This is a genomic window from Rhizobium sp. CECT 9324 (assembly GCF_918741265.1).
GTDB lineage: Bacteria > Pseudomonadota > Alphaproteobacteria > Rhizobiales > Rhizobiaceae > Allorhizobium.
The window spans coordinates 3,461,501-3,486,261 of sequence record NZ_CAKKMZ010000001.1; the positions used below are offsets into that span (position 1 = coordinate 3,461,501).

The 24,761-nt window shown below is 60.3% G+C and carries 25 protein-coding genes and 1 other RNA gene; 16 read left to right on the forward strand and 10 right to left on the reverse strand.

Annotation, left to right across the window (positions count from 1 at the left end; all coding sequences use genetic code 11):
- Positions 1-15: 15 nt before the first annotated feature.
- Positions 16-762, reverse strand: a complete 747-nt coding sequence (locus tag LQ231_RS16830) for a YebC/PmpR family DNA-binding transcriptional regulator (protein ID WP_113142099.1) — start codon at positions 760-762, stop codon at positions 16-18.
- 157 nt (positions 763-919) lie between these two features.
- On the opposite strand from LQ231_RS16830, the gene LQ231_RS16835 reads away from it, so the two are divergent.
- Positions 920-1,423 carry a pyridoxamine 5'-phosphate oxidase family protein gene (locus tag LQ231_RS16835; RefSeq protein ID WP_230172332.1) on the forward strand — a complete coding sequence of 168 codons (504 nt, stop codon included), beginning with the start codon at positions 920-922 and terminating at the stop codon, positions 1,421-1,423.
- 2 nt (positions 1,424-1,425) lie between these two features.
- Here LQ231_RS16835 and LQ231_RS16840 read toward each other — a convergent pair whose 3' ends face one another.
- The 3 genes from LQ231_RS16840 to LQ231_RS16850 all read right to left on the reverse strand — a co-directional run bounded on the left by LQ231_RS16840 (position 1,426) and on the right by LQ231_RS16850 (position 3,805).
- On the reverse strand, positions 1,426-2,277 hold the full coding sequence (locus LQ231_RS16840) for an MBL fold metallo-hydrolase (RefSeq protein ID WP_230172334.1): 852 nt from the start codon (positions 2,275-2,277) through the stop codon (positions 1,426-1,428).
- Positions 2,278-2,389: 112 nt separating this feature from the next.
- Positions 2,390-3,214, reverse strand: coding sequence for a TIGR00282 family metallophosphoesterase (locus tag LQ231_RS16845; protein ID WP_230172335.1), 825 nt, complete (start codon positions 3,212-3,214; stop codon positions 2,390-2,392).
- Between the two features lie 9 nt (positions 3,215-3,223).
- Positions 3,224-3,805 (reverse strand): 5-formyltetrahydrofolate cyclo-ligase, encoded by a 582-nt coding sequence (locus tag LQ231_RS16850; protein ID WP_113142103.1) that lies wholly within the window; start codon positions 3,803-3,805, stop codon positions 3,224-3,226.
- Between the two features lie 153 nt (positions 3,806-3,958).
- Between LQ231_RS16850 and LQ231_RS16855 the strand changes: the two genes are divergently transcribed.
- On the forward strand, positions 3,959-6,004 hold the full coding sequence (locus tag LQ231_RS16855; RefSeq protein WP_230172336.1) for a methyl-accepting chemotaxis protein: 2,046 nt from the start codon (positions 3,959-3,961) through the stop codon (positions 6,002-6,004).
- A 165-nt stretch (positions 6,005-6,169) separates the two neighbouring features.
- Positions 6,170-7,414 (forward strand): cyclopropane-fatty-acyl-phospholipid synthase family protein, encoded by a 1,245-nt coding sequence (locus LQ231_RS16860; protein ID WP_230172338.1) that lies wholly within the window; start codon positions 6,170-6,172, stop codon positions 7,412-7,414.
- A 32-nt stretch (positions 7,415-7,446) separates the two neighbouring features.
- Here LQ231_RS16860 and LQ231_RS16865 read toward each other — a convergent pair whose 3' ends face one another.
- The 5 genes from LQ231_RS16865 to LQ231_RS16885 all read right to left on the reverse strand — a co-directional run bounded on the left by LQ231_RS16865 (position 7,447) and on the right by LQ231_RS16885 (position 9,393).
- Complete coding sequence (locus tag LQ231_RS16865) at positions 7,447-8,088, reverse strand: FMN-binding negative transcriptional regulator (RefSeq protein WP_230172339.1); 642 nt, start codon at positions 8,086-8,088, stop codon at positions 7,447-7,449.
- Between the two features lie 26 nt (positions 8,089-8,114).
- Positions 8,115-8,273, reverse strand: a non-coding RNA gene (gene ssrS / locus LQ231_RS16870) — 6S RNA.
- Positions 8,274-8,354: 81 nt separating this feature from the next.
- Complete coding sequence (locus tag LQ231_RS16875) at positions 8,355-8,741, reverse strand: cell division protein ZapA (RefSeq protein WP_230172340.1); 387 nt, start codon at positions 8,739-8,741, stop codon at positions 8,355-8,357.
- 78 nt (positions 8,742-8,819) lie between these two features.
- A complete protein-coding gene (locus LQ231_RS16880; RefSeq protein ID WP_007608697.1) occupies positions 8,820-9,092 on the reverse strand; it encodes a DUF4164 domain-containing protein in 273 nt (90 codons plus the stop codon).
- Positions 9,093-9,192: 100 nt separating this feature from the next.
- Positions 9,193-9,393 (reverse strand): hypothetical protein, encoded by a 201-nt coding sequence (locus LQ231_RS16885; RefSeq protein WP_162742661.1) that lies wholly within the window; start codon positions 9,391-9,393, stop codon positions 9,193-9,195.
- Positions 9,394-9,434: 41 nt separating this feature from the next.
- Here LQ231_RS16885 and tkt point away from each other — a divergent pair, with 41 nt between their 5' ends.
- The 9 genes from tkt (at position 9,435) to LQ231_RS16930 (ending at position 20,771) form a co-directional block, all read left to right on the forward strand.
- Positions 9,435-11,417 carry a transketolase gene (gene tkt / locus LQ231_RS16890; RefSeq protein WP_230172341.1) on the forward strand — a complete coding sequence of 661 codons (1,983 nt, stop codon included), beginning with the start codon at positions 9,435-9,437 and terminating at the stop codon, positions 11,415-11,417.
- A 77-nt stretch (positions 11,418-11,494) separates the two neighbouring features.
- On the forward strand, positions 11,495-12,505 hold the full coding sequence (gene gap / locus LQ231_RS16895; RefSeq protein ID WP_113142109.1) for a type I glyceraldehyde-3-phosphate dehydrogenase: 1,011 nt from the start codon (positions 11,495-11,497) through the stop codon (positions 12,503-12,505).
- 320 nt (positions 12,506-12,825) lie between these two features.
- Entirely contained in the window at positions 12,826-14,148 is a 1,323-nt protein-coding gene (locus LQ231_RS16900; protein ID WP_230172343.1) for a PAS domain-containing protein, read from the forward strand.
- Positions 14,149-14,150: 2 nt separating this feature from the next.
- On the forward strand, positions 14,151-14,528 hold the full coding sequence (locus LQ231_RS16905) for a response regulator (protein WP_230172345.1): 378 nt from the start codon (positions 14,151-14,153) through the stop codon (positions 14,526-14,528).
- A 270-nt stretch (positions 14,529-14,798) separates the two neighbouring features.
- The gene (locus LQ231_RS16910) at positions 14,799-16,628 is read left to right on the forward strand and encodes a potassium/proton antiporter (protein WP_230172347.1); all 1,830 of its coding nucleotides are present in this window, start codon (positions 14,799-14,801) and stop codon (positions 16,626-16,628) included.
- A gap of 108 nt (positions 16,629-16,736) precedes the next feature.
- Entirely contained in the window at positions 16,737-17,939 is a 1,203-nt protein-coding gene (locus LQ231_RS16915; protein WP_230172349.1) for a phosphoglycerate kinase, read from the forward strand.
- Between the two features lie 295 nt (positions 17,940-18,234).
- Positions 18,235-19,131, forward strand: a complete 897-nt coding sequence (locus LQ231_RS16920; protein WP_230172351.1) for a fructose bisphosphate aldolase — start codon at positions 18,235-18,237, stop codon at positions 19,129-19,131.
- A gap of 270 nt (positions 19,132-19,401) precedes the next feature.
- Entirely contained in the window at positions 19,402-19,827 is a 426-nt protein-coding gene (locus LQ231_RS16925) for a PACE efflux transporter (RefSeq protein ID WP_230172370.1), read from the forward strand.
- Positions 19,828-19,859: 32 nt separating this feature from the next.
- The gene (locus LQ231_RS16930) at positions 19,860-20,771 is read left to right on the forward strand and encodes a PhzF family phenazine biosynthesis protein (RefSeq protein WP_230172371.1); all 912 of its coding nucleotides are present in this window, start codon (positions 19,860-19,862) and stop codon (positions 20,769-20,771) included.
- On the opposite strand, the gene LQ231_RS16935 is transcribed toward LQ231_RS16930, so the two are convergent.
- Entirely contained in the window at positions 20,772-21,005 is a 234-nt protein-coding gene (locus LQ231_RS16935) for a hypothetical protein (protein WP_230173440.1), read from the reverse strand.
- A 104-nt stretch (positions 21,006-21,109) separates the two neighbouring features.
- On the opposite strand from LQ231_RS16935, the gene LQ231_RS16940 reads away from it, so the two are divergent.
- The 4 genes from LQ231_RS16940 to LQ231_RS16955 all read left to right on the forward strand — a co-directional run bounded on the left by LQ231_RS16940 (position 21,110) and on the right by LQ231_RS16955 (position 24,695).
- Positions 21,110-22,402: an MFS transporter gene (locus tag LQ231_RS16940; RefSeq protein WP_230172373.1), complete on the forward strand. Its 1,293-nt coding sequence runs from the start codon at positions 21,110-21,112 to the stop codon at positions 22,400-22,402.
- A complete protein-coding gene (locus LQ231_RS16945) occupies positions 22,399-22,593 on the forward strand; it encodes a DUF1192 domain-containing protein (protein ID WP_113142118.1) in 195 nt (64 codons plus the stop codon). Before LQ231_RS16940 ends, LQ231_RS16945 begins: the two co-directional genes overlap by 4 nt.
- A gap of 362 nt (positions 22,594-22,955) precedes the next feature.
- A complete protein-coding gene (locus LQ231_RS16950; RefSeq protein WP_230172377.1) occupies positions 22,956-23,471 on the forward strand; it encodes a DUF1465 family protein in 516 nt (171 codons plus the stop codon).
- A 156-nt stretch (positions 23,472-23,627) separates the two neighbouring features.
- Positions 23,628-24,695: a patatin-like phospholipase family protein gene (locus LQ231_RS16955; protein ID WP_230172380.1), complete on the forward strand. Its 1,068-nt coding sequence runs from the start codon at positions 23,628-23,630 to the stop codon at positions 24,693-24,695.
- Positions 24,696-24,761 lie beyond the last annotated feature (66 nt).

Sequence of the window (24,761 nt, forward strand, 5' to 3'; positions counted from 1 at the left end):
GATGGCGCATAACGATCAGGCCGACAGCTTGGCCATGACTTCGTCCGACACTTCGAAGTTCGAATAGACGTTCTGCACGTCGTCATCGTCTTCCAGCGTGCCGATCAGCTTCATCAGCGACATTGCCTTTTCTTCGTCAACCTCGATCGTGTTCTGTGCCTTCCAGATCGCCTTGACGGTTTCGGCTTCGCCGAGAACCGCTTCCAGTGCCTTGGAGACTTCGTTCATGTCTTCGAAGGCGCAGTAGATGGTGTGGCCATCTTCATCGGACACGACGTCTTCCGCGCCGGCCTCGATCGCCGCTTCCATGACCTTGTCGGCATCGCCGGCAGAAGCCTTATAGGTGATTTCGCCGACGTGATCGAAGGAGAAGGAGACCGAGCCGGTTTCGCCGAGCGCGCCACCCGCCTTGGTAAAGGTCGAACGCACGCTGGAGGCGGTACGGTTGCGGTTGTCGGTCAGTGCTTCGACGATGATCGCCGTGCCGCCCGGGCCATACCCTTCGTACCGGATCGCATCATAGGTCTCGGCATCGGCGCCCGATGCCTTCTTGATGGCGCGGTCGATATTGTCTTTCGGCATCGACTGCGCCTTGGCGTTCTGGACGGCCAGGCGAAGCGCAGCGTTCATCGTCGGGTCGGGAAGGCCAACCTTGGCCGCAACGGTGATTTCGCGCGCGAGCTTGGAGAACATCTTCGAACGAATGCCGTCCTGCTTGCCCTTGCGGTGCATGATGTTTTTAAACTGTGAATGGCCAGCCATGGCACCCCTGATCAGGTCTAATGTTGGGAATGGCCGCCTTATAAGGGCGAACCCCGTCTGGTTCAAGAAAAATGAAGTCTAAGGCCGGCTCTTCTCGGGGAACAACACCGTCATCCATTCGTTGCCTTCCTCGAACCGTCCAACGAGGAGATATTACATGGCCAGCTTCACAGAAGCCCGCGAAACCCCGGTCGAACAGCTCTGGGATGAGATCAACGATATTCACGCTGGCATGCTGGGCCTAGTCGGTTCCGAAATGCATATGCAGCCGATGGCTCCGTTCGTCGATCGCCAGACCCATACCATCTGGTTCTACACCAAGACTGATTCCGAACTGGTCAAGGCGCTGCGTCCCGGCAGCCGCGGCCACTTCTGCGTTGTCGGCAAGAACCACGACTATCATGCCTGCCTTTCCGGTCGTCTCACTCAGGTGCACGACCCGGAAAAGATCAGTGAATACTGGAACGCGGTCGTCGAAGCCTGGTATGAGAGCGGAAAATCCGACCCGACGCTCACCATGCTGTCGTTCTCCTTGGACGATGGCGAGATCTGGGCCTCGACCGGCAGCACCCTCAAGTTCGGATGGGAGATCGCCAAGGCCAATCTCAACCCGGAAAAGACCCCGGATGTCGGCGTCCACCGGCAGATCCGCTTCGCCTGATCTCAAACGCCCTGCAGGACCAGGATCAGCGGCTTCTTCGGCAGTGTCCGCATCGACACCGTCACGCCGCGGTTCTGGGAAATTTCGCTGTCGAAACTTGCGTCGAACATCGACAGGAAGGTTTCGATCGGTGGCCCGCGCCGATGCATCGGCAGGATCAGCGCCGACCGCAGCCTTTTGATCGTCCGGCTCATGCTGTCGGCACCCATGGTCAATCCGCCATCGACGGGCACCATGACGATATCGAGCCGGCCGATCTCTGCATAATGTGCATCGGTCAGTTCGTGATGCAGATGGCCCAGGTGGCCGATGCAGAGTCCCGCCACTTCGAAGATGAAGATCGAATTGCCGTTTGGCTCGAACGCGCCACCCCAACTACGAATGTCGGTTGGAACATTGCGAATATAGGCATCACCGACAACCAGCTTGTGATCGGCTTTCTCGCCAGGGGCCGCATCGTTCCATCCATGCAATACGGTGGCGATGCCGGGATCGGGCGACCGGGTGTAGTGGCTCGAATGCGCCTTGTTCATCGTCACGACATCCGGCAGACGCGCGCTGCGCAGCCAGCCGTTAAAGTCGGTCGCGATGGAGATGCCACCCGGCGTATCGACCTGAAACGTTGAATGTCCGAGATAGGTGATCGTTACATCTTCCTGAAACTGTGCGCGCTGCAGCCCCGACACCGCCTGCCCCCTCTGGGCGGCCGGTGGCTTGTAGCTGGCGAATGTCACATCCGGGAGATTTTCGGCAATCAGTTGGCACTGGCTGACCTGCGGCCGCGCATCCTGGGCGAAGCCGCCCGCCGCCATCATCGTGAAAGCCAAAGCCGATAAGACCAGTCTCAGCATCATGCCGCTCCCGCGCCGTCTTCACCGCACGCGAGAATGGTTCAGGCGCGCTGGCAGGTAAAGCGCAACGCGCCCGCACGGGCGTCACAATGGCGTTATCGGGGTTGGAAGACTGTCAGGCCCAGAAATGCGGAATGGTCTCGGCAAGGCGTGGCCCGAGCCGGAGCGGCGCAATCTTTTCGGCAAGACCCGTCGCATCCGAAATCTCGACTCCGACACCGCAGATGGTTGCCGGTCCACTGGCCGCCTCGAAACGACCTTTCGGCATTTTCGAGATGAAGCGGTTGAGTGGCTCTTCCTTCTCCATGCCGAGCGACGAGTCGTAATCGCCGCACATGCCGGCATCCGACATATAAGCCGTTCCGCCGTTGAGGATCTGGTGGTCGGCAGTCGGCACATGCGTATGGGTACCGACGACGAAGCTGGCCCTTCCGTCGACGAAATGGCCGAAGCACTGCTTCTCGCTGGTCGCCTCCGCATGGAAGTCGAAAACGATGACGTCGGCCTGTTCCTTCAACGGGCATGCAGCAAGGATCGTTTCCGCCGACTTGAAAGGATCGTCGAGTTCCGGATGCATGAACACTCGGCCCATGATGTTGGCCACAAGCACCCGTGCACCGTTGCGGGCATAAAACAGCCCGGAGCCCTTGCCCGGCGTGCCGGCCGGATAGTTCGCTGGGCGCAGGAACTGGTCGTGCCGTGTGCAAAAGCTCACGGCTTCCTTCTGGTCCCAGACATGGTTGCCCGTGGTGACCACATCGGCCCCGGCATTGATCGTCTCGAGATAGATATCTTCGGTAATGCCGAAACCACCCGCGGCATTCTCGCCGTTGACAATGACAAAATCGAGTTTCAGGTCGGAGATCAGACCGGGCAGACGCTCCCAAACTGCGGTGCGTCCCGTCTTGCCAACCATGTCACCCAGAAAAAGCAGTCGCATCGTGTCGTCCTATGGCGCCGAAAAGGTTCTGAGGCCGCTTTCGGTCAAAATGGCTTCCAGCCGGACGTCATGCGCTTCAGCCGGCACTTCTGCCACCTCCTGACAGTCGAATGCAATGCCGATCAGCCGTGGATCGAGTCCTTTTTGATGTAATCGTGCAATTGCGCGGTCGTAATGCCCGGCGCCGTAGCCGATCCGATGGCCTTGACGGTCGAATGCCGACAGCGGCACGAGCAGAATTTCCGGGTCGAGCACGGTAGCATCGGGCCCGGGACCGCGTGTGCCGAAACCGGTATCCACCAGTTCGGCACCGGCAATCAGCTCGCGAAAGGCAATCGTCTGGCGATCCAGCACGACGGGAACACAGAGCCGCGCACCCCGCTCTTTCAGCCGCGCCATCAGCGGCCGGATGTCGACTTCGGAGCGGATCGGAAAAAATCCGGAAACGATCGTGCCGGGTTCGAATTCTATGCGGTCGGCAGCGTGGTCGACCATTGTCAGACTATGTTCAAGACGGAGTTCGGCTGGGATAAGGTCCCGCGCGCCCAGTCGTTCGGCCCGCAGCTTTGCTTTCAAATCACGTTTGTTCATTCCGCCCCCTGCCCATCTGCCTCACTAAATTTGGGGTGTCGAATGTGCTAAATTATAATTGATCAATATCGCACAAAATTCCCCAAACAAACCAACGCTTAACCCGTAGCGAATAGAATGCCGCCTGGGAGTTACCTAAGGGGCAAAGTTCTTATGACCATCTTCTCGCGCTTCGGCATTACGAAAACAATCACCTTGACGACAGTAATGATCCTGGTCGCGGCACTTGGCGCCGTCTCATGGGTCATCTCCAACGGGATCGCGGGACGCATCCAGCAGCAGGCTATTTCCAGCCAGGATACCAGCCTGCGGACGGCGGCAACGATCGTCGAACGCGATCTGCCCGGCACCAAAGTCACCTGGGGCAAGGACGGCAATGTCGAGCGCATCGTCATCGAGAGCATTCCCAAGGAATTCGCCGACCACGGCATGATCGACTCGATCGGCCGCATGACCGGCCAGACCGCGACGATCTTTGCCTGGGATGCCGAAAGCAAGGACTTTTGGCGCCGCACGACCAATATCATCAAGCCGGACGGTACGCGCGCCGTCGGCACGGCGCTCGGCCAGGCCGGCGCTGTCTATCCCTTCCTGACCAAGGGCGAAGTGTATCGCGGCGAAGCCGTTATTCTCGAAGTCCCCTACTACACGATCTACCAGCCTCTCTTCTCCCCGGCTGGCGATGTAGTCGGCATTCTCTATGCAGGCGTTCGTTCCGCTGACATCAACAGCATGGCGAGCGACATGGCGTATGCCATCGGCACGACAGCACTGATCGTCCTGATCGTTGCCGCCGCCCTCATCGCCCTTTTTGTCCGCCAGATCGTCGGCGCCTTGCCGCGCCTGACCGCTGTTGCCAATAAGCTGGCCAGCGGTCATCTCGACACGGACGTACCCCACAAGGAACTCAACAACGAGATTGGCGCGCTCGCCAACTCATTGGACGTGTTCCGCGAAAGCGCCATCCAGAAGATCGAGATCGAGCGTCAGGCCGCAGAGGCAGCCGCCGCCGGCGAACGTGAGCGCATCGAACGGGAAGTGGCCAAGGCCGAAGACACACGCGCCGTCCAGCAGGCCGTCGATGTTCTGGCCGGCTGTCTGAACAAGCTCAGCGACGGCGACCTGACGGTGCGCATCAACCAGGCGTTCCCGGGCGATCTCGACAAGGTTCGCCTCGACTTCAACGCTTCGATCGAGAAGCTGTCCTCGACACTCGGCCAGTTGCGTGACGAAACATCCGGGATCGAGGCAAGCTCGGCAGAGATGCGCTCGGCGACGGACGACCTGTCGAAGCGTACCGAGCAGCAGGCAGCCTCCCTGGAAGAGACTTCGGCAGCGCTCGAGGAAATCACCACCACCGTGCGCGGTTCCTCGGCCAAGGCAGACGAAGCCGCCGACATTGCCCGCCGTGCGCAGGCGAGCACGGAAACCTCCAGCAAGGTCGTTTCCGATGCCATCGATGCCATGGGCCATATCGAACAGGCGTCGAGCGAAATTTCGAAGATCATCAACGTCATCGACGAGATCGCCTTCCAGACCAACCTGCTCGCACTGAATGCCGGTGTTGAAGCCGCACGTGCCGGTGAAGCCGGCAAGGGTTTTGCCGTCGTTGCCCAGGAAGTCCGTGAATTGGCCCAGCGGTCTGCCAATGCGGCCAAGGACATCAAGGCGCTGATCACCAAGTCCGGCGTCGCAGTTGCTGGCGGTGTGTCGCTGGTGCGCGAGACCGGCAAGGCGCTGGGCGAAATCTCCCAGCAGGTCACCCATATCAACAGCCACATCGCGGCAATCGCACTGGCCGCCCGCGAGCAGTCCACGGCACTCGGCGAGATCAACAGCTCGGTCAACCAGATGGACCAGTTCACCCAGAAGAATGCGGCCATGGCCGAAGAGACGACGGCCGTCACGCATCGTCTCGCCGACAGTGCCCAGAACCTTGCAGGCCTCATCGGCCAGTTCCGCATGGCCGAAGGCGGCCGGTTTGCTGCCGCACCTCGCCCGGTTGCTCCGGTCTACAACACATCGCCGATCCGACCTGCCGCGCCGATTGCCCGGGTGACGGCGCCGCGTCCGGTCGAAACATCAGCCCGCCCGGTCGCCTCGCCGGCCCGCAAAATGGTCGGCAATCTTGCCAAGGCGTTCGGCGGCGGATCGAGCACGCCAGCTTCCAGCAGCAGCGACAACTGGGAAGAATTCTGAGCAAAGCCGTAGGTCGAGCAAGATTTCTGACATTCGATGCCAGCGCAACCTTCATTGCGCTGGCATTCTATTTTTGACCGAACCTCACCCTCACAATTTCAGGTGCAGCCGCGCGCAATTGCGTTACCATGATCACTCAACCGGCAAAGCCGCTATGAGGTGTATATGTTTCTGCTGTCGCATATGCTGAAATCGTTCATCCGCAAGGGCCAACTCACCGTCATCGATGCAGAAGGAAAACGCCACGTCTTCGGCGGCGGCGAACCCGGTCCTGAGGTCACCATGCGGCTGACCGACCCGGCGCTCTACCGCAGTCTGGTGTTCAAGGCCGAGCTGGTTGCCGGAGAAGCCTATATGGATGGCACCATGCGCTTCGAGGACGGATCGACGTTGCGCGATTTCCTCACGCTGTTTTCGATAAACCGTCTGTCACTCGGCAAATATCCGATCCAGAAAGTCATCCGCGCCGTGCGCATGCGCTTCCGCAAGCGCCTGCAATCCAACCGCAAGGGCGAGGCACAGCAGAATGTCGCGCATCACTACGATCTCGGCAATGACTTCTATAAACTCTTCCTCGACGACAACATGCTCTATTCCTGCGCCTATTTCCGCGAGCCGGACGAGACACTAGAACAGGCCCAGCGCAACAAGCTGCGGCTGCTGGCTGCAAAGCTCAACCTCAAGCCTGGCATGAAGATCCTCGACATCGGCTGCGGCTGGGGCGACCTGGCGCTCTATCTGGCACGGCTTGAAGAGGTCGAAGTGGTCGGTGTGACCCTGTCGAAGGAGCAGCATGCTCTGGCCACGAAACGCGCTGCCGACGCAGGGTTGTCGGGCCGCGTCCGTTTCGAGCTGAAGGATTACCGCGACGTCACGGAAAAATTCGACCGCATCGTCTCGGTCGGCATGTTCGAGCATGTCGGCGTCCAGCACTATGACGAGTTTTTCAAGAAGCTGAATGCGCTGATGCCCGATGACGGCGTCGCCGTCATCCATTCGATCGGCCATATGAGCCCGCCCGGCACCACCAGCCCCTGGCTGCGCAAGTACATCTTTCCAGGCGGCTATTCGCCGGCGCTGTCGGAAGTCCTGGAGGTCGTGGAGCAGAATAGCCTTTGGGTCACCGATATCGAGGTGTTGCGGGTCCATTACGCGACGACGCTTGCCCACTGGGTCCAGCGGTTCGAGGCCAACCGCGCCGAAGTGGTGGCGATGTATGACGAGCGCTTTGCCCGCATGTGGGAATTCTATCTGATCAGCTGCGAGATGATGTTCCGCGCCGGCAGCCAGATGGTCTTCCATCTGCAGCTCTCACGCAAGCGCGACGCGGCCCCGATCGTGCGCGACTACGTCACCGACCAGCAACGCCTTTACCTGGAGCGCGAAAAGGAACTGGAACTCGATATCTGAAGCGGCGAGTTAACGCGGCAGATGACGGTGCTCTATTCAAGGCCGCCGTAGCTTCGCACCAGAGCCGCCATGTCATCGGCCGATGAAGTAGCCTCGGCAGCAAGCCCCTGAGCCACGCCGGTACGGTCGGCTTCAGGCCGGTTTTGGCTGACCTTCCATTTGCCGTCCATCGTAGTGATTTCGATTTCCAGCCCGACAATGCCTCTGATCTGTGCCTTCAGAAAATCGTCCGGCGCATCCTCGACAGCCCAGGGTGCGGCACGATCACTTTCGTGTTTTTCGGTCAATGCGCGGATCTGGCGGTGCAGCCATGCCTCATCGTCAAGCACGGTGACAGGTCCACGCACCTGGACAATCGCATAGTTCCAGGTCGGCACCACCTTGCCGGTCTGTCGCTTGGTCTCGTACCAGGACGGCGTCACATAGCTCTGCGCGCCCTGAAACACGACAAGTGCCTCTGCGCCCTCAGCCAGAGTGCGCCATTGCGGATTGCCCCGGGAAAGATGCGCCTGAAGCACGCCCTTTTCACCCCGCGTCGCATCGATCTGAAAGGGAATGGGATTGGCGAGGATACCATCGGCACCGGCTGAAATCAGCAGTCCGAGCGGCTGTGCGCGGATCAGATCCTGCATCACATCGAGACGATCCTCACGGAAATGCGGCGGCTGATACATGGTTGAGATTTCCGGGGAAAAGAAAAGTGCGATCCGCGGCAACCGTTGGATGTTTACGATCCTGGGTGCCTACAAACGTAGGTGGGCGCCATATGTCCGAGCCCACGGGCCCGGCCAGGGACAGCTCCCTTTGGATCGAGTATGGCCCCAGGGATTGTGTGTCCTGTCGAGAGGCGCAGACCGCAACAGAGATATAGGCGCAATGACCGCTGTGCGCCAGAGGCGAAACGGGACACAATCGCGTTTTTCGCCGATCCGTGGCTTTTTCAGCTACCCTGGCGTGCCGCAACGGCCGGACGACCGTTCAGCTTGCGGGTAATGCCATTCAGCCGGTCGGTCAGTTCGCCAAGCGCAGACACGACCTGCTCCTCGCGGTGACTCGCGCCCGTGACGGCGCTGTCGCGGCCTTCGCGCAGGCTGGCAAGCTCACCCTCCATCGCAAACATTCGGCGCTTGAGCTCGGCCAACTCGTCCATCACCATGATCCCGGCCATGACCGTGATCCGCAGGTCGCCGATTTCGCCGAATTGACCCTTCAAGTGGCTGACATAGCGATCGAACTGGTCAGCAAGCTCGGTCAGATGGCCTTCCTGGCCTTCTTCGCAAGCCATGCGATAGGCTTTACCGTCGATCGTTACTGTCACCTGGGCCATTGGCCGTCCAACTCTCTCAACGCACTGCGCAAAGCGCTCACAAGCAAAAGCTCAAAATTTCAAAGATGCGACAACCGGTCAATTGTCCAGCACGGCACGGATCGTTTCCATGGCCGTTACCAGCCGCCGCGACACCTCGCGATTGACTTCCTCCAGGCGGTTCGCCCGAAACTCCGACTGATCGAGTTCCTGCGCCAGTCGCGAACGATCGGCATGCACGCGACGCACCTCGCCCTCGACTTCACTGTTTTCGCGCTGCGCCTCGATGCGACCATCGACAGCGCTCTCCAGTCCGGCGATTGCCTGACGAAGCGCCCCGAGCGCAGCATCGACCGAATTTCCCGTCGGCATTCCTTCGCCCCTGCCTTCGTTTCTTATCCCCGGCGGCCCGAATCGGCCGAGAAAACCCGGTTGTTTGCTGGCGAACACTAAGCCTCGCGATTGCCACGCGTCAATAAAGCCGCACCGCCTGTAAGCCGCCAATTCTGTGGACGATCGCATTCTTGTGCCCGTCCACCACGCAAGACAGTGCAGCGCACACGAAACAGGCAAAACCATGTTTTCTTGCCTGATAAAAGGCCAGAAGCCGGTGCATTTGTTGACTTGCGCGGTGCACCTGATAAGGATCAGCCCCGTTCAGACGGACCGCCATTAGCGCCCGTTTCTTGCAGCCCCGGAACAAGCGGAACAGCCATGATTTCTCCCGAAAAACATCAGCGGATGGCGAATGCGATCCGTTTCCTTGCCATGGATGCAGTGGAAAAGGCCAACTCCGGCCATCCCGGCCTGCCGATGGGCGCCGCCGATATCGCCACCGTCCTCTTCAGCCGCTTTCTGAAGTTCGATCCGAAGAACCCGCTCTGGCCGGATCGCGATCGCTTCGTTCTGTCTGCCGGCCATGGCTCGATGTTGCTCTATTCGCTCCTCTATCTAACCGGATACGAGGACATGACGATCGAGGACATCAAGCAGTTCCGCCAGCTCGGCTCCAAGACCGCCGGCCACCCGGAATACGGTCACGCCTCCGGCATCGAGACGACCACGGGTCCGCTCGGCCAGGGCATTGCCAATGCTGTCGGCATGGCGATTGCCGAGCGCAAGCTCGCTGAAGAATTCGGCTCCGAGTTGCAGAGCCACTTTACCTATGCGCTGGTCGGTGACGGCTGCCTGATGGAAGGCATCAGCCAGGAAGCCATCGCGCTGGCCGGCCATCTGAAGCTCAACAAGCTCGTCGTCTTCTGGGACGACAACAAGATCACCATCGACGGCGCCGTCTCGCTGTCGGACTCGACCGACCAGATCGCCCGCCTGAAGTCGGCGCACTGGAACACGATCGAGATCGACGGTCACGACCAGGACGCCATCGCAACCGCAATCGAAGCAGCACACAAGTCGGACCGTCCGACCTTCATCGCCTGCCGGACGATCATCGGCTTCGGCGCACCGAACAAGCAGGGCACCCACAAGGTCCACGGCTCGCCGCTCGGTGCCGAGGAAATCGCTGCTGCCCGCAAGTCGCTGAACTGGGAATCCGAAGCCTTCGTCGTTCCGGCCGACGTGCTCGACACCTGGCGTCTCGCCGGCCTGCGTTCGACCAAGGCCCGCAAGGAATGGGAAGAGCGCCTCGCCGGTTCGGACGCCGAAACGCGCGCCGAGTTCAACCGCCGCTTCGCCGGCGAGCTGCCAGGCAGCTTCGACACCACGATCGACACCTTCAAGAAGAAGATCGCCGCCAACAACCCGACCGTTGCCACCCGCAAGGCATCGGAAGACGCGCTGGAAGTGATCAACGGCCTGTTGCCGGAAACGCTGGGGGGGTCTGCCGACCTGACGCCGTCGAACAACACCAAGACCAGCCAAATGACGTCGATCACCCCGACCGACTTCTCCGGCCGTTACATGCACTGGGGCATTCGCGAACATGCGACAGCCGCCGCCATGAACGGGATTGCGCTGCATGGCGGCCTGATCCCCTATTCCGGCGGCTTCCTGATCTTCTCGGACTATTGCCGTCCGTCGGTGCGTCTCGCCGCCCTCATGGGCATCCGCGTCGTGCATGTCTGGACACATGATTCCATCGGCGTCGGCGAAGACGGCCCGACCCACCAGCCGGTCGAGCATTTCGCAGCCTTGCGCGCCATTCCGAACCTGCTGCTCTTCCGTCCGGCCGACGAGACCGAAACGGCAGAATGCTGGCAGATCGCGCTGAAGGAAAAGCACCGTCCATCGGGCCTGGCGCTTACCCGCCAGAACCTGATCCCGGCCCGTACCGAATACGAAGAAAAGAACCTCTCGGCCTACGGCGCCTATGAGCTGATCTCGGCCAGCGACGCCAAGGTGTCGATCTTCGCTTCGGGTTCGGAAGTCGAAATCGCCATCAAGGCGCAGCAGCAGCTGGCCGCCAAGGGCATCTCCGCCCGCGTCGTCTCGGTTCCCTGCTTCGAGCTGTTTTTCGAACAGTCGGCCGACTACCAGAAGGCGATCATCGGCAAGGCTCCGGTCAAGATCGCGGTCGAAGCCGGCATCCGCCAGGGCTGGGACGCGTTCATCGGCAATGACGGCGCCTTTGTCGGCATGAAGTCATTCGGCGCCTCCGGCCCGGCCAAGGATCTCTACAAGCATTTCGGCATCACCGCAGAAGCAGTCGTTTCCGCAGCGGAAGCCAAGCTCGCCTGACGCATTTTGCGCAAGGGCGCCGAGAGGCGCCCTTTCCTGCCCAATCTGATTTTTGTTATCCAATCGGGAGTCCACCAATGACTGTGAAAGTTGCCATCAACGGCTTCGGCCGTATCGGACGTAACGTTCTCCGCGCCATCGTCGAATCGGGCCGCACCGACATCGAAGTCGTGGCCATCAACGATCTCGGCCCGGTCGAGACCAATGCGCACCTGCTGCGCTACGACTCGATCCACGGCAAGTTCCCGGCCGAGGTCAAGGTTGTCGGCGACACCATCATCGTCGGCGGCGGCAAGCCGATCAAGGTGACTGCAATCAAGGATCCGGCAACCCTGCCGCATGGCGAAATGGGCGTCGATATCGCCATGGAATGCACAGGCATCTTCGCCACGCGTGACAAGGCCGCTCTTCATCTCCAGGCTGGCGCAAAGCGCGTCATCGTTTCGGCACCGGCCGATGGTGCTGACCTGACCGTCGTCTTCGGCGTCAATCACGACAAGCTGACCAAGGATCACCTGGTCATCTCCAACGCATCCTGCACCACCAACTGCCTGGTGCCGGTGGTCAAGGTCCTCAATGAAGCGATCGGCATCGATCATGGCTTCATGACCACGATCCACTCCTACACGGGCGATCAGCCGACGCTCGACACGATGCACAAGGATCTCTACCGCGCCCGCGCGGCCGCGCTCTCGATGATCCCGACCTCGACCGGTGCTGCCAAGGCCGTCGGCCTTGTGCTGCCGGAACTGAAGGGCAAGCTCGACGGCACCTCGATCCGCGTGCCGACCCCGAATGTCTCGGTCGTCGATTTCAAGTTCGTCGCCAAGAAGACGACCTCGGTTCAGGAAGTCAACGACGCCATCATCGCCGCCTCGAACGGCGCGCTGAAGGGCATCCTCGGCTACACCGATGAGCCGCTGGTGTCGCGCGATTTCAACCACGACAGCCATTCGTCGATCTTCGCCCTCGACCAGACCAAGGTGCTCGAAGGCAACTTCGTCCGCATCCTCACCTGGTACGACAACGAATGGGGCTTCTCGAACCGCATGTCGGACACGGCAGTGGCATTCGCCAAGACCATCTGATCCCGAAAAGATCTGAACCGGAATGACAAAGGCGGGCTGGAAACAGTCCGCCTTTTCCGTCTTGGCAGAGGATGAAACCGGGCCGCAAATAAATCCCACATCCGTGGAACCTTTTCCGCCGATTCGCGTTTCTTGCAATCGATGCTCGGGAGCCGACAGCTCCGATCTCTCTTGATAGGTTGTGAATGATTTTGGGCGGTGGGGAATGCGGGCATCTGTTCCGCAGCTTCGATTGGGACAAGACGTCACTCGGTCCATATGAACAGTGGCCTTCGGAACTGCGCACTTTGACAAGCGTGATGCTCGGATCCTTGCAGCCCATGCTGATCGTCTGGGGCCCGGATCAGACAACGCTCTACAATGACGGCTATGCGCAGATGTGCGGCAATCGTCATCCCGCTGCGTTTGGCCATCCGTTCAAGGAACTCTGGTTCGACATCTGGGACCAGGTAAACCCGATCATTTCCGCCGCCTATGCCGGACAGGGCACGTCGATGGACGACATCCAGTTCACCATGCACCGCAAGGGTTATCCCGAGGAGACGCATTTCTCGTTTTCCTACACGCCCGTACGCGATCCATGGGGAACGGTACTGGGCATGTTTTGCGCCTGTTCGGAAATCACCGCCGAAGTCTTCATGCGTCGCGAACAGCAGACGATGCGCGAACGCTTCATGCAGGTCTTCGAGCTCAGCCAGGGCGGCATTGCGATGCTGTCGGGCGAGAACCATGTCTTCGACTATGCCAACGAACAATATTACGCCATGATCGGCGACCGTGACATCATCGGCAAGACCGTAGCGGATGCCGTATCGGAGGTCGTGCGGCAAGGTTATATCGACATTCTGGACGGCGTTTACCGCACAGGAACACCCTATGTGGCAAGAGACGTGCCGATCGAACTGAACAGGGGACCGGATGGCGAAAAGCAGAACCGCATCATCGACCTCGCCTATCAGCCGATGCGCGATCCGGATGGCCGCATCGGCGGCATTCTTGTCCAGGCACGCGACGTCACGCAAATGCGCGCCGAGGAAAAGCATCGCGAACTGCTCTCCCATGAACTGGGTCATCGCCTGAAGAACCAGCTTGCAATGGTCCAGGCGATCGCATCGCAGACACTGCGCACCGCACCGGACATGCCGACGGCGCGACGGACGCTGGCAGACCGCATCGGCGTCCTGAGTTACGCGCATGACGCGATCATCAAGGGCGGCAGCGGCTCGTCAAAGGTGAGAGACCTCGTTGACCAGATGATCTCCCTGCATAGCGATCCGAACGAACCGCACATCTCGACAGCCGGCCCCAATCTCAAGATCGGCTCGCGCTCCTCTCTTTCGCTCTCCCTCATTCTGCACGAACTCGCCACCAATGCCCTGAAACATGGCGCTTTGTCGGTTCCCCAAGGCAGGGTCGAACTGGTCTGGGGTATAGCGGGTCCGCACAAGGATCGTTTCGAACTGACCTGGAAGGAGAGCGGTGGCCCTCGGGTGAAGCCGCCGGAGACCGAAAGCAGCGGGACACGCCTGATCAAGGCAGGCCTCGCCGGCACCGCCGATTGCAACGTACAACTGATCTACGCCCCCGAGGGCTTCAACCTGATTCTATCGGCCGAGCTGGCCGGTTTCCAGCAAGAGCATTGATCGTGGCACAGGCACAGAAGACACGCTTACTGGTGGTCGAGGATGACGGCCTGATCCGACTGGATCTGGTCGACATGCTTGTCGATGCTGGTTTCGACGTCGTGGAGGCGGCCAATGCCGACGAGGCGCTGTCCGTCCTTCACAACACCGATGGCATTGCAGCACTGCTGACCGATATCGATATGCCTGGCTCGATGAACGGACTGGCGCTGGCAAAGCATGTGCACGGGCAATGGCCGGGATGCCGGATCGTCGTGATATCGGGACGTTATCATCCGGACACCGATTTGCTTGCACCCGGCTCCAGATTCCTCACCAAACCCCTGTCCGAGGCCGCCGTGCGCCGCACGTTCATCGACCTGGACATTCGACCATTGTGACTTTGGGACGGGTGCGAGGCCACCGTGTTGATTGTCCACTCCATGCGCCGAAATAAGGCGTTATTTTCCATGTCTTTTTTGAAGATCGCCCTACTCTCATCATGATTTCCTGACTACCGTCTTCTTGCCGTTCGGCACGTCTGTTGTTCTTGAAAAACATCTCATTCCGTCCCGGACGGAGCGATGCCAGCCTGCTCCGGTTTGACAGCCGTGGCATGGCGCAGGACACTTGGCGGCTGATGGCGAGATGGTCGGCAAGAGGGCAAGAGTTTGGACGAATTTTATGCGGTCATCTTGGTGGCGACAGCGCTTGTTCTTCTGGCTGCGTTTTCGAGCCTGATCGCCTTTCGCTTCGGCGCACCGCTGCTCCTTCTCTTCCTGTTGATCGGCCTCGGTGCCGGCACCGATGGGCTCGGCATCCAGTTTTCCAATTTTCCGCTCGCCTATGTCATCGGCTCGGTCGCTCTCGCCATCATCCTCTTCGATTCCGGCTATGGCACATCGCTGCAATCCTTCAGGCTGTCGGCGTCGCCGGCATTGATGCTCGCGACGATCGGCGTGCTTGTCACCACGGTCCTGTTCGGACTGGCCGCCCATCTGCTTCTCGATCTCACCTATCTCGAAGGCCTGTTGCTCGGCGCCATTCTCGCCTCGACAGATGCCGCCGCCGTTTTCTTTCTGCTGCGCATCGGCGGCATCAATATCCGCGACAAGGTCCGCTCCACGCTGGAGGTCGAATCCGGCACCAACGATCCCATGGCAATTTTTCTGACCATCGCGCTGGTCGAACTGATCGCCAGTGGCGCCGGTTATGCCGGGCTCGACCTGGAACTGCTGCTGCATTTTCTCGAACAGATGGGGCTCGGCCTCTTCATCGGCCTTGTCGGCGGCGCGGTGATCGTCTTCGTGCTCAAGCGCATGCAGGTCGAACGCGGCCTGGCGCCTATCTTCCTTCTGGCGCTCGCCCTGATGATCTTCGCGTTTACCGGGACCGTTGGCGGCAGTGGTTTTCTTGCCGTCTATGTCGCTGGCATCTACGCCGGTTCGCGCAAACTGCCGGCGACGAGTTCGATCAGCCGCTTTCAGGATGGCATGACCTGGCTCGCCCAGATCATCATGTTCCTCGTGCTGGGCCTGCTTGCCACACCCTCGCAATTCCTCGACATCCTGCTGCCGGCCGTCGTGCTCGGCCTGTTTCTGGTCTTCATCGCCAGACCGCTCGCCGTCTGGCTATGTCTGCTTCCCTACGACTTCACCCAGCGCGAAACCGGCTTCATCGCCTGGATCGGCCTGCGCGGTGCGGTATCGATACTGCTTGGCATCGTGCCCGTGATCGGCAATCTCGAAAACAGCCATACCTATTTCAACACCGCCTTCATCGTCGTGATGATCTCGCTGGTGGTGCAGGGCTGGACGATCAAGCCGGTCGCCAAGAAGCTTGGCCTGATCATCCCGCCGCGTATCGGCGCCATCGACAAGGTCGAACTCGACCTGCCCGGTTCTGCCAATCACGAACTTCTCGCCTATCGCGTCGTTCCCGGCAGCCCGATCCTGCGCGGCGAACGCATTCCACGCTGGGCCATGCCGTCGCTGGTGATCCGTGACGGCAAGTCGATGCGCTACCAGTATGCCGGGCGCCTGAAGGAGAACGACAATGTCTATCTCTTCGTCGTGCCGGCCTATGCCAAGCTGCTTGACCGCCTTTTTGCCTCCGCTGCCCCCGTGGCAGAAGACGATGGCGAATTCTTCGGCACTTTCGCGATAGCACCGGCGACGCTTGTGCAGAACCTCGACGAGGCCTATGGCCCCCTCTCCGTCAGCGATGCGGAGCGCGGCAAGACCGTGGCCGAACTGATCATCCAACGGCTGGGCGGGCGCGGCGAATATGCCGATCGGGTCCGCCTCGGTACCATCGTGCTGATCGTGCGTGACATCGACGAACTGGGCCATATTGCATCCGTCGGCGTGTCGATGGAGCCCGTTGCCCCGGCCACGACGCTGCCGATCTTCCTGAATATCCGGGAACTGGCCCATGCACTGCGCGACTATCTGCGGCGCAAGCGCGCCGCTCGCGCAGCCGCAAGCCCGGTGGAAAAATAGTCTTTTGATCGCCTTGCGTCACTCTCCCGGCGGTGTAAGGTCCGGCCCGACATACCGATGATGATTGGTATGGACCCAGTTCAACCGTAAAAACGACGGGTATTTTCCATGCCGGCTTTCAAGACACTCGACGACCTCACCGATATCGCAGGCAAGCGCGTGCTTGTCCGCGTCGACCTCAATGTGCCCGTCACGAACGGCAAGGTCTCGGACACGACGCGCATCGAGCGCGTTGCTCCCACCATCAAGGAACTGTCGGAAAAGGGCGCCAAGGTCATCCTGCTGGCCCATTTCGGCCGGCCGAAGGGTGAACCGGTCGCCGACCAGTCGCTGTCGCTGATCGCTCCCTCCGTCGAGCAGGTTCTCGACCAGCACGTTGCTTTTGCTGCCGACTGCATTGGTGAAGCAGCAACCGCTGCCATCGCCAAGATGGCCAACGGCGACATCCTGCTTCTGGAAAACACCCGCTTCCACAAGGGTGAAGAGAAAAACGAGGCAGGCTTCACCGCCGAACTCGCCAAGAACGGCGACATCTACGTGAACGACGCCTTTTCCGCCGCCCACCGCGCCCATGCTTCGACCGAAGGTCTCGCGCATCATTTGCCAGCCTATGCCGGCCGCACCATGCAGGCGGAACTTGAAGCACTGGAAAAGGGTCTCGGCCAGCCGACCCGGCCTGTAGTCGCCATTGTCGGCGGCGCCAAGGTCTCGACCAAGATCGACCTGCTCTCCAACCTTGTGACCAAGGTCGATGCGCTGGTCATCGGCGGCGGCATGGCCAATACCTTTATCGCCGCCCAGGGCATCGACGTCGGCAAGTCGCTCTGCGAGCATGATCTTGCCGAAACCGCCCGCGCGATCATGGAAACCGCCAAGGCGGCCGGCTGCGCCATCGTCCTGCCGGTCGACGGCGTTGTTGCCCGCGAATTCAAGGCCAATGCCGCAAACGAGACCGTCGACATCGCCGCCATCCCCGCTGACGCGATGATGCTGGATGTCGGCCCGAAATCGGTCGAGGCGATCAATGCTTGGATCTCCAAGGCTGCAACCCTGGTCTGGAACGGCCCGCTCGGTGCCTTTGAGATCGCCCCCTTCGACACCGCGACTGTTTCGGCAGCCAGACATGCTGCTGAACGGACTAAAGCCGGCAAGCTCGTTTCCGTGGCCGGCGGTGGCGACACCGTCTCGGCGTTGAACCATGCTGGCGTCGCCGATGACTTTTCCTATGTCTCCACCGCCGGAGGCGCCTTCCTTGAGTGGATGGAAGGCAAGGAACTGCCGGGCGTTGCCGTTCTGACGGCTTCGAAATAAACGCAAAAATCGCCGGCGCGCCACGGAACAAATGGCGCGCCGACCGATCTTTTAAAAAACTTTGAATTTTAAACCGATTGAAATGATTTCAATCGTTTCAATAGTTTAGGCCGCCATTTTCCCACCATGGAAGTTCTGTTATCGCCGGTACCAGCTTGGTTTTCCAAGACTGGAAACACCTGAAGGTTTCAAAGAAACCGATCCGGAATCTGATCGGCAGCCATTGCTGCTTGATCGTAAAACAGTGAACATACGTGAGCGCGCTAGGCGCCATGTCCAGGGATAGGAGTAAGATATGGTGGACGCAAAGATGTTGAACAAGATCCGCTCGGCGCCGGGTTTCATTGCGGCGCTTGACCAGAGCGGCGGTTCGACACCCAAAGCGTTGAGCCTCTACGGCATCTCCGAAACCGACTACCACGGCGACGAGGAGATGTTTCGCCTGATGCACGCGATGCGCGTCCGCATCATGCGCGCGCCTGCCTTCACCGGTGACAAGATCATCGGCGCCATCCTGTTCGAGCGGACCATGGACGGCGAAGCTGAGAGTCATTCTGTTCCGACCTATCTCTGGGAAATGCGAGGCGTGGTGCCATTCCTCAAGATCGACAAAGGTCTGCTTGACGAGGAAAACGGCGTCCAGCTCATGAAGGCGATGCCGGATCTCGACACACTTCTGATCCGCGGTCGCGAAAAGGGGATCTTCGGCACCAAGATGCGCTCGGTGATCGCCAATGCCGACAAGGCGGGCATCGCGGCCGTCGTGAAGCAGCAGTTCGAAGTGGCCCGCCAGATCATCGGCCAGGGCCTCATCCCGATCGTCGAGCCGGAGGTGTCGATCAAGAGCCCGACCAAGGCGGAAGCCGAAGCCATTTTGCGTGACGAGATCGCCAACCACCTCGACAAGCTCCCGGCCGGAGAAACCGTCATGCTGAAGGTGACGATCCCCACGGTTGCCGATTTCTACGCACCGCTGGCCGCTCATAAGTCTGTCGCCCGCGTCGTCGCCCTGTCCGGCGGCTACAGCACGGCGGACGCCTGTGAAAAGCTCAGCCACAACCACGACATGATCGCGAGCTTCTCGCGCGCATTGACGGAAAAGCTGCGCGTCTCGATGAGCGATGCCGAATTCAACGCCAGCATTGCCGATACGATCGATCAGATCTACGCCGCGAGCACGAGCAAGATCTGACATCAACTGTCCGGCTCAGGGCCCGGCTTCGCGCCGGGCCTTTTTCCATCGTGCAAGAACCGAAAACAGCATGCTCGCCTGTATCGTGCGCATGGCACCTGGCGCGCCCCGGTGTGGTAACGGCGACACCAGATGCGGAGAAGCATCGGCGCGGTGACCCACGCACCCTTGCCGCCGCCGCCCCCTCGCCCTATATAAGATATCGAGGACGACCTCCCCACCATGGGCACGACTGCGGGACGACCCGGCTATCATCTCCGGGAGTTTCCCATGCGTACCACTAGAGACCGTATCCGCCACGCCATCAGCTTCGAACTGATCGGCCTTGCTCTCATCATCCCGCTCGGCGCGCTCGCCTTCGCGATGCCGGTTTCCGATATCGGCGTCGTCGGCATTGGCAGCGCCACCATCGCGACGCTCTGGAACTATCTCTATAATATCGGCTTCGATCACCTGATGCAGCGCTTTGTCGGCACGACGCAGAAAACGCTTGTCGTCCGGGTTCTGCATGCCGTTGCCTTCGAGGCAGGGCTTCTGCTGGTGCTGATGCCCTTCATCGCCTGGTATCTCGGCATCAGCCTTTGGCAGGCACTGGTGATGGACGTCGCCTTTGCCCTGTTCTACATGGTCTATGCCTTCGTCTTCAACTGGACCTATGACCGTGTCTTCCCGGTCGCGGCCTGGCAGACGAACTGAAACCCGAAGATCCAGCCAAGGCCGGAAAACCCATGCGCGAAATCCCCTTCGTCACCGTCGATGTCTTCACCAGCGAGCGCTTCTCCGGCAATCCGCTGGCCGTCATCACCGATGCAAGGGGATTGAGCGACGCGGACATGCAGAAGATCGCCACTGAGTTCGGCTATTCCGAAACGACCTTCGTCCTGCCGCCGAAAGACCCGGCCAACAGCGCGGAAATCCGAATCTTCACACCGGTGACGGAAGTTCCCTTTGCCGGCCACCCTAACGTCGGAACGGCTTTCGTCCTGGCCGGCATGAGTGAAGTCTTCGGACAGGCCCTGTCCGACCAGCTGATCTTCGAGGAAAAGGCCGGCCTCGTCGCGGTCTCCGTTCAACGCACAGGCGACGGCTCGGTCGCTTCGACGACCATCCGCGCGCCCGGCCCGCTGACGGTCGGCGCCAGCATCCCGGCCGATGACGTGGCACTCTGCATTGGGCTTGCACCAGCCGACATCGAAACAACCCGACATCTGCCGGCATTCGCTTCGGTCGGCCTGAAATTCATCCTGGTCGAAGTGGCAAACCTCGCCGCCCTCGCCCGCGCCGCCTCGCGCATAGAGCCGATCAAGGCTCTGTGCCAAACCTATGCCGACGAACACTGCGACTGCGCCACCTTCCTCTATACCTGGGTCGGCGAAAACCACGTTCGTGCCCGCATGTTTGCCCCGCTGGACAACGTCGCCGAAGATCCGGCGACCGGCAGCGCGTCGGCAGCACTCGGTGCGTTCCTGACGACGCTCGTGCCCGATCCGCAAAGCCGGCCGCTTCTCGTCGAACAGGGTGTCGAGATGGGGCGCCGTAGCCTGATCCAGCTTCAGGTCAATGTCACGCACGGTCGCTTTTTAGACGTCACCGTCTCGGGCGCCTCTGTCGAAGTGATGCGCGGCACGATCCGTCTCTGATCAGGTCAGGTCCCGCGCCAGAAGCGTGATCGACCAGATCACGAAGGCGACCACCGCAAGCTTCCAGAAATCGCCACGCCGGCGCAAACCCGGCAGGCCGAGCGGTTTGATCACCTGGATGAGCATCGCAAGGATCAAAAAGGCGGAGATGGCTTTGGTCATCATTCTTCCCAGGCGGCCGACACATGCGGCCACAACGCCGTCACTTTTGCCTTCCAGAAAGAAATTCTGCAAGCTGCGGTTCCATTCAGACAACGGTAGGAACATGCATTTACTGTGACGTTGTAGTTCGCGCTCCGCTCGGAAGCCCTGCCAACCCCAATCGACAAGACATTGCCATGAGACGAAATCTTTTGCCGGTTGCGGCCCTCCTTCTGGGCACGCTCTTCCTCTTCCTTGGAAACGGATTGCACGGTCTGCTTCTGCCCGTCCGCGGCGCCGTCGAGGGCTATTCCAACGAAGTGCTCGGCCTGCTCGGCACGTCTTGGGCAACCGGTTTTGTCATCGGCTGTTTCGCCGCCCCGAAACTCGTCATGCGCGTTGGCCATGTCCGCGCCTTCTCCACTTTCGTGTCGCTGATTGCCGTCATCGCGCTGTTGACCGGCATCATAGTCGATGCACATTGGTGGGTTCTGCTGCGCGCCATCACCGGCTTTTGCACCGCCGGCACCTCGATGATCGTCGAAAGCTGGCTGAACGAGCGCGCCACGAACGAGAGCCGGGGCATGATCTTCTCGCTCTACATCTCGATCACGCTGCTCGGCGTGGTCGGGGGCCAGATGCTGGTCGGCGTCTTCGACCCCGAGACCACCATCCTGTTCATGATCTGCGGCATTGTCTATTGCTTCGCCATCATGCCGACGACCATGTCGACGGCGGCAAGCCCGCAGCCGCTGAAATCGGTCAAGATCGACCTACCGAACCTCTACCGCAATTCACCCGTCTCCTTCATCGGCATCCTGCTCATCGGCATTGCCAATGGCGCCTATGGCACGCTCGGCGCGGTCTTCGGCACCCGTGCGGGGCTTGATGCCGGCACCATCGCCATCATGCTGTCCGTGACCATCTTCCTCGGCGCCTTGATGCAGTTTCCGGCCGGCAAGCTCTCCGACCGTATCGATCGCCGCTACGTGCTGGCGGCCCTTTCGCTGCTGGCCGCGCTGGCCGCCCTGATCCTGCTGATCTTCCGTCCGACCGATCCCGGCATGATGATCCTGTTTGTCGCGATCTATGGGGCAGCCGCCAACGCGCTCTATCCGATTGCCGTCGCCCATGCGAACGACTTCGCCGGCGCCGACGAATTCGTCAAAGTGTCCGGCGGCCTGTTGCTGCTGTTTGGTATTGGCACCATCATCGGGCCAACCCTCGGTGGTCCGGTAATGACCTGGCTCGGTCCCTATGCGCTGTTTGCCGTCACCGCATTCGCACATCTGACGCTATCCGCCTACGCGATCTACCGCAGTCGCCTGCGGGCAGCAATCCCGGCCGCCGACCGTGAGAACATGCCGAACCTGCCGATCAGCGCCTCGCCCATGGGCACCGCCGAAAGCCTGTCGTTGGATCCACGCGCCACACCTTTGCGCGATCAGGACGGCCAGGAACAGCAATCGGGTGAAGAGGTGCGCGCATGAACCGCGAAGACGAACCACGCCAGGTCAAGACAAACCACGAGATCGGCGCTGAGCTGTCAGCGATCTCGGCCGACGAATTGCGCCAGCGCATCGCGCTGCTGGAGCAGGAAATCGGCCGAATCAGGAGCGAGATCGAACGCAAGGAAGCCGGTCGCAAAGCCGCCGACAACCTGTTCGGGCCGAAAGTATAAAACCTGAAAACATGATTATTCGCCGAGCTGGTCTGTAAAGATCCATTTCTCTCGAATGAATTTACTTGGCGTTAACTCTTTTCATGGAAACTAAGCTCATCCAGTCCTCCTGGATTCAGGCAGTTTCACCTAACGGCGATGGTCTGATTTTCTCCCTGTTTTACCTTGAGAGCCGCGTTTGCGGCTCTTTTTTTGCTTTGCGCCGCAAAGTAACCGCAAAATTGTGGGAATTAACCCTTCCTTAAGAAACGCCTTGCGCATTTGGGGTATTGGTAGCATCGTAGCCTCACCAAATGCGGCAGGAACAAGATCGCACCGCTGCCGTTACGTACAATAGTGATGCGTTTTACAGGGAAACATCCATGTCGGAACTCGGGTTGAATACGGTTAGCTTCGCCGGTCGCGCAGCGGCATCCAGCCAGTTCAAGGCGACCTATGCCGAGGGCATGGGCCTGGTCGAAGAAACGGCCGCCTACCTCGACGGTCCTGGCCGCGCTGCCGCCAAGGTCCTGCCGCGTCAGGCCTCCGTGCTCTACGCTGCCGAATCCATGCGCCTTACCACCCGCCTGATGCAGATGGCCTCCTGGCTCCTGCTCCAGCGCGCCGTCAACAACGGCGAAATGAGCCGCGATCAGGTTCTGTCCGAAAAGAGCAAGGTGCGCCTGGATGGCTTCAACGTCGACCGCACGGCACCGGGCTGGCTCGACCTGCCGGAATCCTTCCGTGATCTCGTCGAACGCTCGCTGCGCCTGCAGAACCGCGTGGCCCTGCTCGACCGCGAAATCTACCGCCCGCAGGAAGAAGAGTTCCTGCCGGACAATGAAAACAGCGTCCAGGCACAGCTGAACCTGCTGCGCACGGCTTTCAACGCCGGCTGAACCACGCCCGCTTCAAGACGATCTGAAATGACACGATAGCCCGGCATGCGCCTGCATGACCGGGCTTTTTGTTAACCGTGCACCTCAAGGTGTTTGCCGGGATATTTACAACTTTAAATAAAGGTGCCACTCTCTTGCAATCCAAGGGAGGGCATCATGACGAAGTTCATTCTTTCGATCGACGGCGGCGGCATTCGCGGCGCCGTTCCCGCAGCCGTTCTGACGGTGCTGGAAGACAAGCTCAAGGCCAGGGGCAAGACGCTGCCCCTCTATCGCTACTTCGACCTGATCGCCGGCACATCGACCGGCGCCATCATCGCCGCCGGCCTGACCTGCCCGAAGCCACGCCACCCCGACCAGCCGGTCGCCAATGCTGCTATGCTTCTCGATCTGTATCGCAGCAAGGGACCGGCAATCTTCGATCAGTCCCTGTTCCGCAAGCTCGCCAATCTTGGTGGCCTGTTTGACGAACACTATGACGCCACGGCATTGGAAAAGATCCTGATCGACATGCTCGGCAAGTCGACGGAGATTGCCCAGGCTTTGACCAAGGTGCTGATCACCGCCTACGACATCCACACGCGACGGGCGGTCTTCATGACCAATGCCGATCCCGAGCATGAGCGCTTCTATTTCTGGCAGGCGGTGCGCGGCTCATCGGCGGCCCCCACCTATTTCGAGCCGGCACTGGTCGAGGATCTTGCCGCAAGGAGCCGTGGCGAGGTCCCGTCGATCCCGATGGTCGATGGTGGCGTCTTCGCCAATGACCCGGCCATGGCCGCCTATGTCGAAGGCAGCAAGCTCGGCTGGCGCGAGAATGGCGAGGAGATGATCTTCCTTTCGCTCGGAACAGGATCGGCCAGCCGCAAGATCCCCTATCAGCAGGCGAAGAACTGGGGTGCCGGCGGCTGGATCAGTCCGGCCAATGACACACCGCTGATTTCCGTCTTCATGCAGGGGCAGGCGAGCACGGCGTCCTATCAGTTGAACAAGCTGCTGAACCGCACGCCACCGAAATTTACCGACGGCGCCACCATCGTCACCACGGCCAATCGCGGATCGCTGAACTATTTCCGACTGGATGCGCCGCTCGTCGGGGTCAATGATGCGTTGGACGACGCCAGCCCCGGCAATATCAAGGCCCTGATCGAATTCGGCATGACGCTCGCGGCAAAGCACGACCTTGGGCTCGAGGAGGTTGCCGACCGGCTGGCCGCGATCTGAGGGGTCGTCCGGCATTTCATCTGCGGAAACAGAAAAAGCCCGGTAAAACCGGGCTTTTTGCAATCT

Excerpts from the sequence above, each read along its gene's own strand:
- LQ231_RS16830 (WP_113142099.1), bottom strand. The coding sequence starts at position 762 with ATGGCTGGCCATTCACAGTTTAAAAACATCATGCACCGCAAGGGCAAG.
- LQ231_RS16835 (WP_230172332.1), top strand. The coding sequence starts at position 920 with ATGGCCAGCTTCACAGAAGCCCGCGAAACCCCGGTCGAACAGCTCTGG.
- LQ231_RS16840 (WP_230172334.1), bottom strand. The coding sequence starts at position 2,277 with ATGATGCTGAGACTGGTCTTATCGGCTTTGGCTTTCACGATGATGGCG.
- LQ231_RS16845 (WP_230172335.1), bottom strand. The coding sequence starts at position 3,214 with ATGCGACTGCTTTTTCTGGGTGACATGGTTGGCAAGACGGGACGCACC.
- LQ231_RS16850 (WP_113142103.1), bottom strand. The coding sequence starts at position 3,805 with ATGAACAAACGTGATTTGAAAGCAAAGCTGCGGGCCGAACGACTGGGC.
- LQ231_RS16855 (WP_230172336.1), top strand. The coding sequence starts at position 3,959 with ATGACCATCTTCTCGCGCTTCGGCATTACGAAAACAATCACCTTGACG.
- LQ231_RS16860 (WP_230172338.1), top strand. The coding sequence starts at position 6,170 with ATGTTTCTGCTGTCGCATATGCTGAAATCGTTCATCCGCAAGGGCCAA.
- LQ231_RS16865 (WP_230172339.1), bottom strand. The coding sequence starts at position 8,088 with ATGTATCAGCCGCCGCATTTCCGTGAGGATCGTCTCGATGTGATGCAG.
- LQ231_RS16875 (WP_230172340.1), bottom strand. The coding sequence starts at position 8,741 with ATGGCCCAGGTGACAGTAACGATCGACGGTAAAGCCTATCGCATGGCT.
- LQ231_RS16880 (WP_007608697.1), bottom strand. The coding sequence starts at position 9,092 with ATGCCGACGGGAAATTCGGTCGATGCTGCGCTCGGGGCGCTTCGTCAG.
- LQ231_RS16885 (WP_162742661.1), bottom strand. The coding sequence starts at position 9,393 with ATGGCGGTCCGTCTGAACGGGGCTGATCCTTATCAGGTGCACCGCGCA.
- tkt (WP_230172341.1), top strand. The coding sequence starts at position 9,435 with ATGATTTCTCCCGAAAAACATCAGCGGATGGCGAATGCGATCCGTTTC.
- gap (WP_113142109.1), top strand. The coding sequence starts at position 11,495 with ATGACTGTGAAAGTTGCCATCAACGGCTTCGGCCGTATCGGACGTAAC.
- LQ231_RS16900 (WP_230172343.1), top strand. The coding sequence starts at position 12,826 with ATGCTGATCGTCTGGGGCCCGGATCAGACAACGCTCTACAATGACGGC.
- LQ231_RS16915 (WP_230172349.1), top strand. The coding sequence starts at position 16,737 with ATGCCGGCTTTCAAGACACTCGACGACCTCACCGATATCGCAGGCAAG.
- LQ231_RS16920 (WP_230172351.1), top strand. The coding sequence starts at position 18,235 with ATGGTGGACGCAAAGATGTTGAACAAGATCCGCTCGGCGCCGGGTTTC.
- LQ231_RS16925 (WP_230172370.1), top strand. The coding sequence starts at position 19,402 with ATGCGTACCACTAGAGACCGTATCCGCCACGCCATCAGCTTCGAACTG.
- LQ231_RS16930 (WP_230172371.1), top strand. The coding sequence starts at position 19,860 with ATGCGCGAAATCCCCTTCGTCACCGTCGATGTCTTCACCAGCGAGCGC.
- LQ231_RS16940 (WP_230172373.1), top strand. The coding sequence starts at position 21,110 with ATGAGACGAAATCTTTTGCCGGTTGCGGCCCTCCTTCTGGGCACGCTC.
- LQ231_RS16945 (WP_113142118.1), top strand. The coding sequence starts at position 22,399 with ATGAACCGCGAAGACGAACCACGCCAGGTCAAGACAAACCACGAGATC.
- LQ231_RS16950 (WP_230172377.1), top strand. The coding sequence starts at position 22,956 with ATGTCGGAACTCGGGTTGAATACGGTTAGCTTCGCCGGTCGCGCAGCG.
- LQ231_RS16955 (WP_230172380.1), top strand. The coding sequence starts at position 23,628 with ATGACGAAGTTCATTCTTTCGATCGACGGCGGCGGCATTCGCGGCGCC.